At 57.8% G+C, this 17,884-nt stretch carries 11 protein-coding genes; 5 read left to right on the forward strand and 6 right to left on the reverse strand.

Annotated features, from left to right (window positions below):
• Positions 1-9 precede the first annotated feature (9 nt).
• The 3 genes from BJA_RS09230 to BJA_RS09240 all read right to left on the reverse strand — a co-directional run bounded on the left by BJA_RS09230 (position 10) and on the right by BJA_RS09240 (position 5,174).
• Complete coding sequence (locus tag BJA_RS09230; protein WP_018647881.1) at positions 10-1,464, reverse strand: type II and III secretion system protein family protein; 1,455 nt, start codon at positions 1,462-1,464, stop codon at positions 10-12.
• 26 nt (positions 1,465-1,490) lie between these two features.
• Entirely contained in the window at positions 1,491-2,180 is a 690-nt protein-coding gene (locus tag BJA_RS09235) for a response regulator (RefSeq protein WP_011084649.1), read from the reverse strand.
• Between the two features lie 2,013 nt (positions 2,181-4,193).
• Entirely contained in the window at positions 4,194-5,174 is a 981-nt protein-coding gene (locus BJA_RS09240; protein ID WP_014497925.1) for a hypothetical protein, read from the reverse strand.
• Positions 5,175-5,859: 685 nt separating this feature from the next.
• Between BJA_RS09240 and BJA_RS09245 the strand changes: the two genes are divergently transcribed.
• Positions 5,860-6,294, forward strand: a complete 435-nt coding sequence (locus BJA_RS09245) for a VirK family protein (protein ID WP_011084653.1) — start codon at positions 5,860-5,862, stop codon at positions 6,292-6,294.
• A gap of 462 nt (positions 6,295-6,756) precedes the next feature.
• Here the strand turns inward: BJA_RS09245 and BJA_RS09250 are convergent, their stop codons facing one another.
• Positions 6,757-7,665 (reverse strand): hypothetical protein, encoded by a 909-nt coding sequence (locus tag BJA_RS09250; protein ID WP_014497924.1) that lies wholly within the window; start codon positions 7,663-7,665, stop codon positions 6,757-6,759.
• A gap of 1,406 nt (positions 7,666-9,071) precedes the next feature.
• Between BJA_RS09250 and BJA_RS09255 the strand changes: the two genes are divergently transcribed.
• The 4 genes from BJA_RS09255 to BJA_RS09270 all read left to right on the forward strand — a co-directional run bounded on the left by BJA_RS09255 (position 9,072) and on the right by BJA_RS09270 (position 16,081).
• Positions 9,072-10,553 carry a pentapeptide repeat-containing protein gene (locus BJA_RS09255; RefSeq protein WP_011084657.1) on the forward strand — a complete coding sequence of 494 codons (1,482 nt, stop codon included), beginning with the start codon at positions 9,072-9,074 and terminating at the stop codon, positions 10,551-10,553.
• A gap of 184 nt (positions 10,554-10,737) precedes the next feature.
• Positions 10,738-11,619 (forward strand): pantoate--beta-alanine ligase, encoded by an 882-nt coding sequence (locus tag BJA_RS09260; protein WP_011084658.1) that lies wholly within the window; start codon positions 10,738-10,740, stop codon positions 11,617-11,619.
• A 550-nt stretch (positions 11,620-12,169) separates the two neighbouring features.
• The gene (locus BJA_RS09265) at positions 12,170-13,411 is read left to right on the forward strand and encodes a cytochrome P450 (RefSeq protein WP_011084659.1); all 1,242 of its coding nucleotides are present in this window, start codon (positions 12,170-12,172) and stop codon (positions 13,409-13,411) included.
• A gap of 426 nt (positions 13,412-13,837) precedes the next feature.
• Positions 13,838-16,081, forward strand: coding sequence for a hypothetical protein (locus BJA_RS09270; RefSeq protein WP_011084660.1), 2,244 nt, complete (start codon positions 13,838-13,840; stop codon positions 16,079-16,081).
• Between the two features lie 330 nt (positions 16,082-16,411).
• On the opposite strand, the gene BJA_RS09275 is transcribed toward BJA_RS09270, so the two are convergent.
• Both BJA_RS09275 and BJA_RS09280 read right to left on the reverse strand, forming a co-directional pair.
• The gene (locus tag BJA_RS09275; RefSeq protein WP_011084661.1) at positions 16,412-17,422 is read right to left on the reverse strand and encodes an IS481 family transposase; all 1,011 of its coding nucleotides are present in this window, start codon (positions 17,420-17,422) and stop codon (positions 16,412-16,414) included.
• Positions 17,423-17,564: 142 nt separating this feature from the next.
• Complete coding sequence (locus tag BJA_RS09280) at positions 17,565-17,858, reverse strand: IS5 family transposase (RefSeq protein ID WP_011084662.1); 294 nt, start codon at positions 17,856-17,858, stop codon at positions 17,565-17,567.
• Positions 17,859-17,884: the final 26 nt, after the last annotated feature.

The raw sequence follows: 17,884 nt of genomic DNA on the forward strand, positions 1-17,884 counted from the left end.
TGTCGATCCTCATTCGATGATAAAGCCGGCGTTGCCCGTCAGTCCCGGTGCGCTCGCGCGCGGCGCATCGCGGCCTTGAGGCGGCCGTGCCACCGTGTTCGTCAAGATGCGGCCTGCATCTGATGGCGGTGCGATGCGGTTGGTCGGAATACTTATCTGGCTTGGATTTGATCCCGGCCGTACGATGTAAGGTGTAACAACGATAACTAGCTCGGTTTCGCGTTTTTGAAACGATGAAGAGCGAAAAAGCGCACCAAGGATCGGTACGTCGCCGAGCCAGGGAAACTCGCCGATATCAGTGTTGAAGTTGCGCCTGATGAGGCCGCCGATTGCAAAGCTCTGGCCGCTGGCGAGCTCGACCACGGTGCTCGCCCGCCGCGTCGAGAGGGCAGGAACCGCCATACCATTGATCTTGACTTCGCCTTCGGTCGATAGTTCGCTGACTTCGGGCTTCACACGGACAATGATCTGGTTGTTGCTGAGCACTGTCGGGACGAATTCCAAGCTCACGCCGAACTGCCGGAATTGGACCGAAACCTGCCTGTTGTCCTGCATGACTGGGATCGGAAACTCGCCGCCGGCGAGGAAGCTTGCGGCTTCGCCGGACATTGCCGTCAGGTTCGGCTCAGCCAGGATTGAGGCGAGGTGCTCACTGGCGAGAGCGTCGAGAACAGCGCTGAGGTTGATATTGCCGGTGCTAAACCCGATCCCAATCGTGCCGCCGCCGCCAGCCCTGCCGGACCCTCCCGGTTTGCCGGTGGCAAGGAAAGCGCCGTTTGGGCCCGAGGCGGTGAAGTTGATGTTGAGATCCTTGACGGCGGTGCGGGAGACTTCTGCTACGCGCACGCTGAGATTTACCTGCAGTGAGCCGGCGACCTGGATCTTGTTGACGACCGGGGCGCCCGCGCCAACAAATTGCTCAGTGACCTTCCTCGCAGCCTCAACGACATCGGCATTGGGCGCTATACCGCTAAGGATCGCCCCGCGCGGGGTATAGCTGACCTGAATTGGATAGTCGCCGACCTCGGCCTTGAGCGCGGCCCGTAGATCCTCGAGTGGTTGGGTTACGACAATACGCAGCTCGGCAAGAGCCTCGCCGTTTTCGTTGAGGGCGAACAGGCTCGTCCGCCCGGACTTTTTGCCGAACACGAAAATTGTACTGCTCGACGGAGCTTGATAATCGGCAATTGCAGGGTCGGCGACAAAAATGGTCGCCGCCGGTGCGCTCAAATGCACCGTCTTTCCCTGTGACGAGGTAATATTGAGCGTGCCCGTGGTGCTGCCGGGTGCCGCACGTGGCATCTCTCCTTTGCCGTCCCGCTTGGTCTCGGCTGAGGCCGCAAGCGGAAACAGCAAAGCAAATCCGCATAGGAGGTAGCAGAGACGATTGAGAGCGGCAGAGCGTTGTGGGTTGGTGATCGCAGGCGGCTGGGTAGCGCCGGCGGCATTATTAAGGACCTTCAAGCGATTGTTGCCTTTAAGTGACGCTGCTAGGCAGCCGATGCTGTGCCAACGAGTTCAAGAGTGTAACCGACGCCGCGCGCGGTCTTGATTCTGAGCGTCGCACCCGCCTGGTTCAAATGCGCGCGTAAGCGATAAATCCCGACTTCCAGCGCATTGGTCGAAACCTCGTCATCGAACGCGTACAAGCTATCTTCCAGCGAAGCGCGCGGCACAGTGCGGCCGGCGCGATTGAGCAGATGCTCGAGAATGCACACCTCACGCCGAGCAATCCTCAGGATCCGGCCACCCACCGAGACTTGTCTGGCGATCGGATCGAAATGCAGATTCCCGAATGTCACGACCGGCGCCGTCATTTGCGTTGACCTTCGCAAAATGGCCCGCATGCGAGCGATGAGTTCGTCGATCGACACAGGCTTGGGCAGGAAATCATCCGCTCCCGCATTGAAGGTCGCGATCCGGCGGCTGAGATCATTGAGACTGCTCATCATCATTGCCGGCATTGATCGTCCTTCGCGCCGCAACTGCTTCAACCAGTCCAAACTATCCCCATCCGGCAAGACGGACTCCAGCAGTACGAGGTGGTAGTTTGCGCAATCCAGCGCGGCTGACGCCTCATCCAGCGTGGGCGTCACGTCCACCGCGAACCCGCAATTCACGAGCGTTGCCTTCACAGCGCGGCCAAAGTCCGCATGATGATCAACCAGGAGAATTCGCATCCATCGCCTCTCGTCCGTCCTCGGCAAGACTTGAGCGTGTTAGGGTTGACCAAGAGATCCGGCGACTGGATGCTGCCGGTCTGGCATGAATTCGAAAAGCCGTAGACGACCCGCAAGAGCTTGTTGGCAGGCGACCGATGCATGCGCATCCATTGACATCGGATATGTGACGGCTCGCGGCGGGTCGCCTGGGCGGGCGGCGCAGCTCAACATATCCGTTATGTTGGCAAGAGCTCTGCGATGACTTACGGGGTTGAGAGCCCTGGCGGCGCACTGATGCATCTGTGGGCGGCACATAGCAATGCCTGCATGCGCTGCGCGAATGCTAGCGGTAGTGATCGCGCGAGACTGCCCCAGCGAAAGCAAGGCACGGGCGAGATCAGCTGTATTTGTCGTCGAACAGGCTTGCGAAACCGACATTGAATACTTCCCAGTTCGTCTTGATCCGCGGTCAGTCTTGCGAGGCTGTTGGCCGTAGTGCCGTCAAGTCGCGGCATTGCAAGTGTTCCGCGCTAAAGACACTTCGCGCGCTATGTGCCGGCCAATGGGGTGTAAAAGGCCGAGATGCGACGAAACGATCAACGCGTCCTTCGGGACAGACGTCCTCTCGTTTGCCGGCGTTATCCAAGTAAGATGTCAACCGTTCCAATGCTCGGTCGCTTCCGAGGCGTTCTCCGTCCCAACTGAGCTAGTGCTGCCAATGAAGGACAAATTACGTGCGGCATTGCTGTCGTGCCTTGTCTGAGGCGGCGACGCCGGCTCCATGTCGTCGGATCGGGTGCACGGCTCAGGAACTCTGCCTTTCGTCGGCATAGGCGAAACAAAGACTGCCCGCGTTGTTCTCGCGCGCTGGATCCAGGTCTGCCTGCGAAGACGGCGCTTCGCCCAGCCCTCACAGAGCAGATGAACGATGCAAGCTCTAAAAAGGAGGAGTTGGGTAGTGTGATCAACCGAATCGGCCGAGCATTGAGTTTTTGAGACGTTCGCAATTGTTGGTACCCGTCAGGAAGAGTTCACACGAGCGGACTGTGTCGCGAGACTGTCGGAAATCCTACAATCTGACGCGAGGTGAGATTCAAGTGCAATTGAATGCTCTTTGTCGGGGTGCCTTCAGTTTGGAATCGTTGTGAGGCAACGGCGACACAGTTCGACCATGCCGTCGAACTGCGCGCGGCGGTCCGTCTCGCTGTGTACAAAGCCGTGAGCATTCGTCCGTCCAATTAAACGTCTCGCAGAAGCGCTATTGAGTGCAGAAGAGGCAGGCGCTCTTGGCAAGCGGGGTAAGCCATGACACCAGGAGCGGGGCGATCCGATCCGCCTCATGCGTGTCAATTTAGCGGGGAGACCGTGGCGAGAGGTGGACGTCCACTTGATGAACAGGAAGCAACGTTCGAGGTGAAGACTGTCGATCGCTCGAGCCAAGTTGTTCGGCAAGGGATTGAGGAGAGAATCGATTGCCAGACGTCATCTTGAATGCGGCCTCCTTATATTGCGATCGACTATGAGCCTCTTAGGCGCGCTCCGCAAAATCGATTGTTTTGATGGAACGCATCCAGGTGACGGATCGGCTGTCTTGTAGCAGCGCGGCTTATCGCGGGGAGCGAATGCCCGATGCGATCGCGGCCGAAACACCTGTTGCTTGACCGCGCGGCCAATTTCAGACCGAGTACAGAGAGGGACGCAGCGCGTTCAGCGGCGTAACTCCACCAAAGCCGCCAGCCAGCCGTGAGCTCGTATGTCGTTCGAACTCACAATGTCCAAGGCGCCGGGATGCTCCAACGAGCGCGCACAGGAGGAGGATTGTCCGACATCCTCGCGTCGCCGGAAGTGCATCTTGTCGGAGACCCAACCGCTCTGCCGCTCGACCGGCGAGTTGATCGGGCCGCCGGTCGCCGCATAAGCTTAAGCTGTTCTGCGTGTGCGGAGTTGGTACGCCGCTTCAAGGTCTTTCTTTTGGGAGTTTGGGTGCTTGAAAACCAACGAACCAGCCCAACGGTTTGGCCGAGAGACCATCTACTCATTGCTCTCGCGCTTATAGGGATTTTCTTCTCTGCCGGTGCGGTAGCTTTCCAAGTTTCCGCCCAAGAACAGGCGCTCGGTCTCTTTCGTTGGCGTTCTGCCAAGTGAGCACATCAAATCGACGTCCGCATCGATGTTGTCGTAGTCTTCAGCATTCATTCTGAGCGCAATGCTGCTCATCACGTCGTCTGGCGTCCAGACACTGTGCTTCGGAACAGTGTAGGTGTGCAGTGCGTTCGCATTGTTGGCGATCGCCCTCGCCCAATGATCGCGAGAAACGGCGAGTTTCGCCGGATCTTCGACCAACGATACGAAGGGTGATGTTGTTGTCTTGCCGCGCATATGCCAGCCAGCTTGGCGCGCCCGGTCAATAGGATACCGCTCTGGATGATCTCCAATGGAAGAATGATCCCGAGCCGTGTTGCGAACATGCAATATGGCGCTTGTGTTTTCGTCCGTATGCGGCTTGCAGTCACTATTCTGATTCTGAAAACGCCGCAGTGTGACATAAGACGACCTCACGACGTCGTCAAATACGCCGTCTCGGTCAATGCTAGGTGCGCTCGCCGGTGACCAGCGCGCCGCCTGCTGCACGGCAAGGTCGATCTCATTGCGAAGCACTTCAAGATTGGCACCTGTCAGTGTTGCTGCAAGCTGAGCGCGGGCACTGACAAATGATGGGGCTGGGCAGCTACCGGGTTCCGAGGCGGCCTCGCCTGGCGCAGACGAGGACGTGGCAGTCGCGGAATTTGCCGCTAAGCAGAGTGAAGGCGGCGTCGGGTAGGCCGAATCGAGGTCGTCTATATCCAAGTCATTCAGCTGCTGCTCGAAGCTTGCTTGATCTTCGGAATTGTGTGCCGTTGCGCTGCTCTCGGCGCCAAGCTCATCCTGTTGTCCATGGACGCGGCGCGCCTGCTGTACCACGTTGTGAACCTCAAAGGGAGTGTCCACAGCATTTCGTGGATCAACGTTCATATCTCTCTCCCTTCGAAGTGCCGGATGCCAGCCTAGATTGTTGCAGGCGCAGCTTTCGAGAAGCTGACAGACCAGAGAGGGCGCCATTTAGTTTCAGCTCTTGACGGAGTCGAATTGAGTCAGTCAGCATGGCGAACAGCCAGCCGGAAGGAAGTCGCGCGAAGCGTCGGATCAAAATCGGTGCTGCCGTTTGCCTCCTGGCATTGGTGTTCGATTGGGCTGCTATTGGATGCCTGAGATTGTTCGGATCGGCACGCCAGGACGCGCCCACCACTTCATTGTGGACGCGTGATCTAAGGCAGACAGCCCGTGCACAGCAAGATGGACGAGCCGGTGCTTGAGGTGGCGAAAGGCGCGTTCGTAGATCGTCTACTTATGCAGAGGCGAGAACTACATTCTCTCGCTCGAGAGGCCTGTGGCGGACCAGCGCAACCGGTTTGGTTTGCTGTTTCCAAGCGGACGACGCTGGATCAAGCCGGTCTAGTCGACGCGCGGGAAGCTAAGCCACTTCCGCAAACCTAACATACGAGGTTGTGATGTCGGAATAGCCATTACAACGTCTTGCGCGTCGTTGCGACAGGCTGCTTTGTACGAGCGCGCTTGTTGTCTGGAATCAGCCAAACGCATCGCGAGCATCACGACTTGGAGGCCGCAATCGGCGGTACTTATCGAGGGAGAAGAGCATATGAAGGTTACTGGCCGAGGACTAACGATCCTGTTGTCCTTGCTTTCGGCCGCGAGCGCGCCGGCAAGAGCCGACGACCCCTCGCCGAAATACACTGAAGTACTCAGAGCCCTCCAAGCGGGGAAGAATGTGAAGCTCATCCTCGATATGACCCACTGTACCAACGCGGATGGTGGCAAACCTGCGTCGGCGACGCAGGCCGGTCTGGTCATCAATGCCTTCAGGGTGACCAGCCAGAGCGGCATCAGCTTCGCCAATGCTCATCAAACGGTCGACAGCTCCGGACATGCCGTGACCGAGTACATCCGCCATAGCCTTAGCCGCGAAGGCAAGCTGACGGTGCGAGCCTCCAAACTTGTCGTCGGGACCACCGAACTCGCGAATCAAGGCGAATTCATCTGCGAAGTGCCGGATGGCGCAAAGTTCATCTGGTAACGAAGAGCACAGAGCAGACGGGCGCTTCGTAGACTTGATCCTCCATCGTGTGGACAGCTTCGCCGGGCATGATACGGATCTTTTCGATCGTCAGGACTGCCAGACTCTTTCTAGCCGTCTTTTCGTCAGGGAAGGATCAAGTTGCCTGAACTTGTTGCTCAGCTAACTCATGAATGTCGCCGATCTCCATTCGATCTTTGAGGTGGAAGATCGGCGGCTCATGCAGTCGTCGTATGGGGCTGAGCCAATACCTCTCGGTTGAACGTCCAGATGATCTCGCTACGTCCGCGCGCTGCCCGCGGCCCTCGTGAGAACATCATATTTAAGCGGATCCAGCCAGGGCCGGCGTTGTTGACGCTCCCCCTCGCCGGGCAGACGGACCGGAGGATTATAGCATGAACGCTGTTTTCGACTTTTCCAAGCATCGGAAAAGGCAAATCACCCTTTCCGGAGCCTGCGTCATCAGCCTTTTGCTCCTGACTTTTTGTACGGATTCGATGCGCTGGCCGTCCGAAAGTCGTCCAGATTCCCACCCAGAAATAGTACCTCACGCTCTTCGGTTGGGGTAGCACTCACCCATGCCAGATCGGGTTCATCATTTTCGGTTCCATCCTCGAGAATACTGACGATGTCTTCCGCCGTCCAAGTTGTGACCCTCGGCACCGTGTAGGTGTGCAACTCATTCGCGTTTTCCGCGATGACTTTGGCGCCAAACTCCTTGTCGTCGTCCGGCGAAACGAGCAGTAGTGAGGCGTCCTCGGACAGTGACACAAAAGGCGAAGAATTGGTATCGCCCCTCATGTGCTCTGCCGCTGCGCGGCCCAGATCTAGTCGTTGGCCTCCCCAGATATTCCAGGGAGCTTGCTCGTAACGCAAAGCCGCCATGGAACGCAAATGGGCCATCGCGCTTTGACGGTCCAACACATGTGGCCTGCAGTGGCTGGCGTGGTTTTGAAAGCGCTGCAGCTCCGTGTATGACGATGCCAACACGTCGTCGTAAACGCGGTCACTGTCGACGCGATAGGCTGACGATCCAGTCGCTCTTGGCCATTGTGCTGATCTTTGCGCAGCGAGTTCGATGTCTCTTCTGAGTTCCGCAAGGTTAGCGCAAGTCAACGTTGCGGCAAGCTGACCGCGCGTTCTCACGAACGATGCAGCCGCGCACCGTTCGTTCTCAGGGATAGCTTGCGCTTTCTTGTTGCCGTCCGTTACCGTCGGGTTCGATCCAGCCGCGGGTGAAGCTAATGATGCGAGGATTGGCTGAGCCTCTCCAAGCCGATGCTCAAAGTCTGCTTGCGCCGTCTCTTCCTGTTGTGGATCGAGGTTATGCATCCGAGCCTCGGATGGGTTGACGTTGTCAAATGGGGCCATTCCGGTCTCCTTTTGTCGGCCTTCAATATCGTCATGCAAAAGTTGATCAGATCAGGAGCAGGAACTGAGACGGGCGCAGTTTGTATAAGATGCACCGGTCTGGTTCTCGAACGTTCGGTGTTGAGGCGTGCGGCAGGCCCCTGACCGGCAATCCAGCTCATGCTTCTCGTCCAGATATTTGTGTTCGAGTCGGGCTCCAGTCCGGATAAAGATGCTGTTATGCTAGAAAGCCTAGCTGTCGAACAGCTGACCAGACCCAATTGCTTGAAGAAAGCCCGTGGCCATTGCGTCTGTGCCGGCGAGCCTGTTGTTTATTGCGGAGCAGAGTTTTGGCGAGATGGGCCATTGTCGCTCTCCGCTTCATGGCAGTACCGTATGAAAGGTTATGGGGAAGCAGCCCGGGGGAGGGCCCGCTTACCGTAAGCTTGAGCCGCATGGGGCAGCCTGCCTGGACTAGCTTGCATCGGCTCCCCGTGAAGGACTTTGAAAAGCTCTTCAAGAAGCTGCTGGGGATACTAACGCCGGATCATGCCGCGGCCATCGGGCTCTGACCGGGCCGCGTGGCATGAAGATCCATTGTTGGGAATACTGATGCGATGGATCGCGTCGGCGCGCCGAGCGTTAGTCGCAAAACAAGCCACGGGGGTGCGACTTCGATCGGCCCAACTCGTTCTCCCATAGATGGACCCGTCGGCTCGCGGAGCAGGCCTAGCCGATCGCGAGCTTTGGCTAACCAGGAGGCCGGCGATCCGCAAGTGTCGAATTGCAATTGATCGATTGCGTGCCCGTAAGGACTGCGGCTCTTGCCCTCCTGCAACCGAAGTCGGAATTTTTGCTTTCAAGGTGGCGTAGCGACCATAATGCGGTTTCTGTCAGCGGGACCGTGTTTGTCAGAATCAGAACATTCTGCGCCCATGTGGAAATTACGCTGCCGATTTAGCTCGACAATTCCGACTGATGCGGCTGGCACGGTTGTTGCTGCCGATGAGGTAAGGCCAGGCTGAGTGCAGAGCTAGGTGAACGATCACTGTTCCGCCCGCAAGCCGCGGGTCCATTCCGAACAAGAAGAAAGACCTAGAATGTTGCGCATTCGGGTTAATGGAGAGTGATGTGGAGTGTCGAAGAGCTGGCGAAAAGAAACACACTTTCGGACATATCAGCGCTGCCAAACAACGGATCAGGGTTGGTGGGTGTGGTAGACAATTGCACCGATTGGCAGTGGACACGCATGACAAGAATTCGGCTGACGTGGTCAAGCGTCGGCCGCCGCGGACAGCGACATGATAAGAGTCTCGTCGACACGTCGTGTCACCAAATCCCCGGCGAGTTCGCCACAAAGCCCGCAGCCTGCGTCCATGCCAAGCACAAAGAGGTCCTCGTAATCCTGGCAGTACGGAACTCTCGACATGTCGCAAAGGATCGGCGCTGATAGCGAGTGCACCGTGAATGAAGGGGCAGAGCACTACTCAGATCCGAAAGACAAGCTTTCATCAGATGGCGAGTTCGTTCGGTACTGGAGCCGGGCTGCCGACCGGCTGCTGGCGGTTGCTGCTGTTAGGAGGCGAACCGAGGAGGCAATCAGAAGGACCGGGATTGGCTTGCAGCTATCCTCCGAGAACCTTAGCGGTCATGACCTATCAGATTTCCCGCTGCGACGCTGTACCCTCAATCGCGCGCAGCTCTACGGAACAAAGTTGGATCGAGCAGATCTTTCTGAGGCGAACCTTATCTGTCCGGGGCTAGAGCGGGCAAGTTTCATGGGGGCCAAGCTCGATTTTGCCTATATGCATGCGATGGCAGCGCAGGTCTGCAACTTCGATGATGCCAGTCTGCGCAATGTAATCGATGCAACCGGCAGCCTTTTTCACGGTTGCAGCATGAAAAGAACACGCTTTGACAACGCGATGCTCAGCGGGCTCCTCGTTTACCAGTGCGACGCGAGTGATGCTGTATTCGACGGCGCGGAATTACAGGGCTCAACCATCAATGAATGCTTCCTCCCTTCAGCGTCCTTCCGCTTCGCAAAGCTGAGCCAGGTCACGATCACGAAGGCGCATCTGGCGGATTGCTCGTTCTTTCAGTCGAAGGGAGACTGTTTATCGATCGTGCGTCCCATCTCGATCGATGGTCTCGTCTTAGAGGGCGCTCATCTTCCGTATCTGAGACTCTCAAAGGTGAGCGGGCGGATTCGGGCGAGAGCCCTGAGCGCCCCATTCGCTGATCTTCACCTATCAAATCTTGCGGGAGCGGAGCTGGAACAGGCAGACTTGACCGAGGCGCGGCTTCTGTCCGTAGGCCTGTCCGACGCGAACCTCGTGGGTGCCGTGCTTACCGGTGCATCTATTCACTCCTGTCAGCTGAATGGGGCGGATCTATCTAGCGCATCAGGTGAAAGCATTTCGATAACAGAGAGCACAATGCGAGCGGCCAAATTCACCGGTTTTCGCGGCCGCTGCGCCTTTGTGCGCGACTGCGATCTGGAGCATGCGGACCTATCCCAAGCTTACCTCTACAGGTCGATGATCACCGGTGATCCGCCGCAATCAATGGCATTGAATCACGCAAATTTCGAGGGATCAAATCTCGTTCAGGCATATCTCGCCGCGGATATGACCGAAAGTAACCTGGAGGCAACGCGAGCCGCATACGTTCGCATGAACCAATCGTCCCTGCGCGATGCGAACCTGAGTGGGATATCGCCGTTCCAGGCCAGTTTCGTAAAGGTGGACTTTTCGGGCGCTAAGATAACCACTTTCGAGCCACCATTTTTCGCCGACCGTTGTCGGGGACTGCAGGTCGCTCTGGAGGGGCGGCAGCCGCGCGAACCATCAAGCTATCTGGCTGAATTCTCATCGGTGATCAGACGGGGTCGAGAAGGGTCAACCTGACTGCTTCGGAGCTGCAAGAACAGTGCGCGCGAGCTTTGGACAGTTCGTGCGGTGGTCGAGGTGTGAGAGGGCGTAAAACCTCTTTGGTGCTCGTTGGCGTGCGCGGCCCACGAGACGCTGGGCGGCGCGCCTTCCGAGATCCGAACGCGCCACTATTTTGGCGTTCAAAAAGCGGAGTAAGAAGATGCATCTGACAGGTCTTTCCGCAGGCAAGGCGTTCATCCGGGAGGTCGCGAGAACAGGTCAGACGATTGGAACGGTCCACACTCTCGGCGCCCTGCATCTTGGGCATGCAGAGCTGATTAGAAGAGCGGCATTGGAGAATGATGTCGCGATCGTCACAGTGTACCCGAACAAGATCCAGCTTAGACCAGGTGGGAGCTACGATTTCAATTTGGACGATGATATTGGACTTGCCCTACGTTCAGGAGCAACTGCCGTGATTTCGTCGAGCGACACCGAAATGTTCCCGGTCGGCTATCGAACGTATGTATCGCAAGGTGACTGTGATTTGCGTTTAGGGGGGCCTGAAACTTATTTGAAGGAAGCCGTTACTGGAGCAATCCGCTGGATCTGCTATTCGAGGCCAACTCGCAGTTACTTCGGCCTGAAAGATATAGGTCAGGCGATCCTGGTAAAGCGCGCCGTCGCAGACCTGCTTCTCGATTGCGAGATAAGGTTTGTGCCGACCGTGAGATACAAGAACGGAGTGCCCATTTCGTCGCGCTTGAGGCGATTTAACCGTTCCGAGCTTGATGAGCTGTCCTGTCTCTTCACGGCACTCAACCGTTCAAGAGAAGAGATCGCCCGAGGAGCGTCAAGCGTGAAGGATCTGGTCGCGTCGGCGACATCTCGGATAGAGTTTCGACAGTTTAGACTCGAGTTTGTTCGGATTGTCGACGCTGATAATTTCAAAGATTTAGAGCAGGTCAAGCTCCCATTCTTAATTATTGGGGCTGCAATGGCTCATGGCCTCACGGTTTCCGATAGCATCTATGTTCCAGATCAGGATACGCTCCTAAATGGTGCTCAGGATATCTGGATCGATTTGCCTAAGCAGTCGTAGCGAGTCGATTACTCATAGATCTTCGCCCGAAAAAGTAGACGGGGTTAGGTGGCTCTTAGCTCCATGTCGATTGGGGCGATATATGCGAGCGGAATGAAGCCAAGTTCGGTTGTAGGAGCCCTCAATGAAGGCGAAGTTTCGCGCTGGGCTCGCGCGGTAGCGCTCAGATAGCGATCGGGCAGCGCGATGACGTTCGTCGGCGGCCTCTGTTAGGGCGGCGCAGGACGGTGTCACTGGGAAGAACAGGACCTAGCCGCGGCAGCCGGACCAGCTCCTTCGCCGTCAGGGCAACGACAGCCACTATGTTGACGCCGATGCCGTTCCCGGAAACGGCGAGGCCAGCGGTGGTGACAGCTCTCAGCGATCCATTGAGTAGATGGAGCCGGAAAGTCAATGCGATCCTTACTGCCCGACATGGTAGGGCTGGCTAGCCGCACTTTGAGATAGTCTGTTCGGGTAGCTTGTCACAGCCAAACGCCACGACAGCTCAAACCGGTGAATCGTAAGTTTGGATCCGTAAGCTCTCGCGAACAAAATCTGCGGAGATGTTATGAACAGGCGATTGGAAATCCATAGAGCGGATGATGGATATATTATCCCGCTCAGCGAGCTGGATGTAAGCGAGGGCAAGCGCTTTCAAGACGACAGCATATGGGGTTGCTTCGAGCGGTTGCGAAGAGAAGATCCCGTTCACTACTGTCAAAATAGCGCTCATGGTCCATATTGGTCAATAACGAAATACCGGGATATCGTAGCGGTCGACACAAACCACCACGCGTTTTCGTCACAGCAAGGTGTCACCATTGTCGAGGTGCCTGATAAGCACTGGACCCCAAGTTTCATCAAGATGGGGCCTCCCCAGCACGCCGAGCAGCGCAACACGGTGAGTCCGATCGTCGGGCCGGAAAGCCTGACGAGGCTCGAAACCTTGATCCGCTCTCGGGTCCGGATGATTCTCGATGGCTTGCCGCGTAATGAAGTCTTCAATTGGGTAACCAAGGTCTCCATAGAGTTGACGACGCAAACGCTCGCCACGCTGTTCGACTTCCCATTTGAGGATCGGCGACTCCTGACCTATTGGTCGGACGCAGCTGTTACAACTCCTAAAGCAGGCTATGCCATCGACAGCTGGGACAAGCGAAGCACCATCTTGTCGGAGTGCCTGGACTATTTCACACGGCTTTGGAACGAGCGCATCAATGCCGAGCCACGCCTCGACCTGATTTCCTTGATGGCGCATTCACCCGTCACACGCCATATGGAGCCAACTGAGTTTCTTGGGAACCTCATTCTACTGATCGTAGGCGGCAATGATACCACGCGCAACTCGATTACCGGCGGCCTCCTGTTCATGAGCCAGTACCCCTCCGAACTGCGGAAACTAACTGACAATCCCAAGTTGATCTCGAGCGCCGTGTCTGAGATCATTCGATACCAGACGCCGATCGCACATATGCGCCGCACTGCTGCTATAGACAGCATCGTTGGGGGAAAACCGATCAGGACAGGCGACAAGGTCGTCATGTGGTACATCTCCGGCAATAGAGACGAAGAGGTCATTGAGAACGCCAACAGTTTCGTGATCGACCGCAAGAATGTGCGGCAACACCTCTCGTTCGGATTCGGAATCCATCGCTGTCTTGGCCGACACCTTGCGGAACTGCAGTTGAGAGTCCTCTGGGAAGAGATTTTGGATGGGGGATTGAAGATCAAGGTCGTCGGCGAACCCGAGCGAATTGCATCTAACTTCGTGCACGGCTATTCCGCTCTCCCCGTGCGGATTGAAGCTTAGGCCATGATCGGGACAGTCTCGACCGCCGGTGTGCGGTGGGTGTGGATTGATGTGAACTATCTTGGCTTCTTCAAACTGCGCAGATGAATGGATAGAAGCGAAGGTTCTGTCGGCAGCTATTTATAACCGGGCAGACGTTGAATCGCCCGTGAAGAACGATACGTGAGGCGAATGCTTGGTGCACGCGACTGTCATTTTTCTATAGCTGTCAGTTTTCTATAAGGGGGCGTCTGGCCTGTTCGCGTCTCAGCTGATGACACCGGAACTGACGCGGTTACTCCAGCAGCATGGAAGCTGCGATAGAAGTCGAACACAAGGCCGCATCTTCTTCCTTGCGCATCCGGATGAATGCTCTTGGTCAGCTAGTCGTCAGCCAGTCGGCCTATCCAGACAGGCTGCGCACCCTCAATTATCCGGAGATGAAGCATGAAAGGCATTGGCCGAGCTGGTCCATCAGAGCTTGAGGCCGCGGGAGCCGAAAGCATTAGGGAATCGAGCCGTTCGAGCCCGGAGTCTGGTCTCTTCCCTGGGGAACGCGATCAGTCCTTCGATGCCGTCGTAGGGCGGATACGGTCTGAGCCTGATGTGAGAGCGGCGACGCTTGCGAACCCGCCGCCAACTTCGGACGTAGCGGCGCCAACGAGGGAGGAGATAAAGGCAGCAAAGCGAGAATTGAGCAGCCTGCTTGAGGAACTTGAAGCTTGCCGCCGAGCGGCCGGGCATGCCCGGAACTTGCCGGAGAGACAAGATCTGATGGATCAGGTCGTCAAAGCAGGCGCAACAGTTCTGGCGTACTACGCCAGTCTGCCACCCGATTTGGCGCGCCGAATTCTGCCAAACGATCGGGCTCGCCGGCTCCGCGATGACACTGTGAGGGAGGCTGACGAATGTAATGAAGTGGCGACCCAGATTATCTACGAGCTGGAGGAGAGCAGAAAGAAAGCACAAGGCGTGCTCGACAGCCTCAAAGACATCGCCTCGCCTGCACAGCTGAGCCGCCTGTTTACAAGCGTTGCGAACCACTATGCAGCATGCATGGAGTTGTGGGGAAAGAAGGTGCTGCGCTGTGAGCGGATGCAGTCAGTCTGTGCCGCTACCGCCCACCTTCCAGGCAGCACGCCCGCCATGCGCACGGCCGAAGATGCCGCACTAAGGCATCATACGGGCTGGGCGCTCTTTACGAAGTGCATGTATCTGCAATCGCGGATCGCTCTCGTGGAGCTTTTAGTCAACTCGCAAGCGAGCACGTTGGAACCAGACGTGCGCGACGCCCTCATGGATGAGAGCGGGAGGGTGCGCCTGCTCGGGGCCTTCATCGGAGATGTTTTTCCGGCGTTCGTCTCGACGGCCCAAGCCGTTCTGTACAGCGATGGAGCGGCGCTCGAAGCGGAGCATCGCGCCGTTCTGGAAGGAGTCATGGAACGACTTTCGGAATTTGCATCGGGGCTGAGCGGCATGCTTGACAGCCTGAGGGGGACTGCAACGGAAACTGACCTTCCGTTGCCGTTGCTGGACCAGATCGTGGAAGCTGCGTGGGTGACGGCGAACGAAGTCATGCGGCTGCTGGCATTGCAGCCAAAGACGCAAGCCACGATTGAACCGCCGGCTTGGGCTGCGCTTCCGGATAATATTGGCCCAGCGGGCGGAGGCAGTCCGGCGCGCAGAACGGGCAAAGCAAGGCCCGCAGCAGCCGCAGGAGAGGGGAGTTCGACGGCCAGCCCCGCCACGCCGCAACTCGCTAGGCCCGATGCGGCGACGGCCCCGGCGGGCAAGGTCATCGTGCTCTCGGATCTCGGTACAAAGAAACTCGCCACTCCGGAGCAGGCACGCGCGTCATCCGCTGCGGCCGATAACCTCCAGATGTGGATGGCTCCGCCATCCAGGAAAGCACTGCCGGGATTACTTGAGCGATTGGACCAGCTGCTGCAGTTCGATCTGCCGGCTCAGCAAAGCGCCGCCTCGCAAGCTCGCCACATGAAGCCCGAGGACGCCGAACACGTGTTGGATGTCGTCATCAAGCGCATGCAGACGCAGTCCTCCGAGATTGAGGCCTGTGTAGCCGCGCTGGAGGAGCCTCGCCGGCGAGGCCTGCTCACGCCTGCGCAAGTGCCTGAAGTGCACGAAAAAATAGTCCGGCTGACAAGGATGTGGTCCGAGGTTCAGGGACAGGCAAGCTCATTGAACGCGCGAAAGGCAGCAATCACAAGCGATTGCACGAAGACCTATGCGTTTCCATCGCAAGAATACCTAGAACAGTTGCGGGAAGCGGGAGAACTGGCGTCAGTGGATCCACCGCACGCCTTGAAGGGAGAGCCGGGGACGCTATTCGAAATCAAGCTGCAGCCCAGGGCGCTGCGCAGCGGTGCGATGCCAAGGCCGATGTGGGTGCACATCCATACCAAGCGCCCGGTAAATGCCTGGCAATTGGCAACGCTGGGCGATCGCGAATTCGCCGCTTGCCACGTCAAGTCCGACGAACAGCGCGGCTACAATCGGCACTGGCAGAGCGCTCGAGCCGCCGAGGGGCACGACAATGTCGTGATCCATCGCGGCAGGCTCACTCCTGTGTTCTGCAAGTCCTTGTTAAGCACCGCCGCTGGCCAGCCGTGGCAGCCCCTCCCCGATCCGGAGCACGCTTCAGCGCAGATGGCTCGACTGGGGATCCGGTGAGGTATCGTCTTGCGGCGGTGAGCCATCCGGTGACAGCGCTCATGCCTCCATCGGCTTGGCGGACTGCCTGAGCAGCGCCGAGCCCCATCAAGCTCTATCTTACAAAAGCATGGAGCCTGGAGAGAACACTCCTTTCGGGAGGGTTATCAGCCCGCAGTCCGGAGGATCGCCAATCGGCGCGCAAGCAAGCTTGCCATTGCGGGGTGTGGCGAACATCGGCGCTCGGATGAGAATGTAGGCCGCTGAGTGTTGCAAGACGGAAAACTTTGTAAAAGAAGGGACTTGAGCTGACAGCGAGTGCTTTGTCGCGGCAGGTGTCCGACAAAGGTTTCATGTGCGACCCCACGCAGCCGGCAACAATTTTTCTCTCGACAGAGCACTTGCGTCACGCAAAGTTTGCATCGGCGTCTTGCCGTAGCACCAGCGCCCCTGATGTGGGCGCACCTCATTGTAGGCAGCGATCCACTCATCGAGATCGCTCTGCAAGGCAGTGATGCTCGGATAGATCTTCTTGCGGAACACGACGCGATAGAACTCCTCGAGCACGGTGCGGTGGAAGCGCTCGACAATGCCGTTGGTCTGTGGGCTCCTCGTCTTGGTGCGGGTGTGATCGATGTCTTCGACGGCGAGGTAGAGCTCATATTCGTGATGCTCCGGATTGCCGCAATACTCGGTGCCGCGGTCGGTCAGGATCCGGTTTAGCGGGATGCCCCGCGCATCGAAAAACGGCACCACGCGATCATTCAACAGTTCGGCCGCCGTGATCGGCGTCTTGCGATCATACAGCTTGGCGAACGCCACCTTACTGTAGGTGTCAATGAAGGTCTGCTGATAGATCCGCCCGACCCCCTTCATGTTGCCGACATAGAAGGTGTCCTGCGCACCGCAATAGCCGGGGCACTCGCTCTCGAACTCGCCGTGCGCCTCCTTCTCGGACTTGGCCCTTTCCAACGCAACGAGCTGGGCCTCGGTCAGCACCAGGCCGTCCTGGGCCATCTTGGCCTCCAGCGCCGTCAGCCGCTTCTTGACGTTGGCGAGGTCGTGACGCAGCCACACCGCCCGCACGCCGAACGGGGAGATCGACAGGCCGCGGCTCCTGAGCTCATTGCTGACCCGCACCTGACCCCAGGCCGGCTGGTCGATCCCCAGCTCAACGACGGCTGCCTCGACCTCCGGCGCGACACGGTTCTTCAGGACCGGTTTCTTGCGGCTGATCTCAATCAGCGCCAGCTCGCCGCCCTTGTCGTACAGTTCCTTGAACCGGTAGAAGCTGTCGCGGCTATAGCCCATCATCCGGCAAGCCTGGCTGACGTTGCCGAGCTGCTTGGCCAATTCCAGCATGCCGACTTTCGCGCGAATGACTTCTGTTCCTGGGTCATGGTAACGTCTCCCTGTGAGACGCCGCGGGCTGCGCGGGAGCGCCCTTTGGGTGAGCGCTCCTGCTCGCCCGCAGCTCCATTCCCTGCCAGTTCAAACCTTGCCGTCAGATTAAGTCGAAACTTCTACAGACCATGACATATTCCATGTCCGGCTCGTCTGAGACCGCATCAAACATGCGCTTCCAGACGCCCGCCTTCGCCCAGTCGCGAAAGCGCGTGTACGCAGTTATCCAGTTGCCGAAGGCGCGCGGAAGATCGCGCCACGGACTGCCCGTGCGGGCAATCCACAGCGCGGCTTCGACAAACAGCTTGCCGCTCCGGCCGGGATCGCCCGGCTTGCCAAGACACAGCGGCTCCATCTTCGCCCATTGGGCGTCAGTCAAAACGAATCGGTCCATCCCAAGCTTGAATCACAACCAAGCCA

This window comes from Bradyrhizobium diazoefficiens USDA 110, from assembly GCF_000011365.1.
GTDB lineage: Bacteria > Pseudomonadota > Alphaproteobacteria > Rhizobiales > Xanthobacteraceae > Bradyrhizobium > Bradyrhizobium diazoefficiens.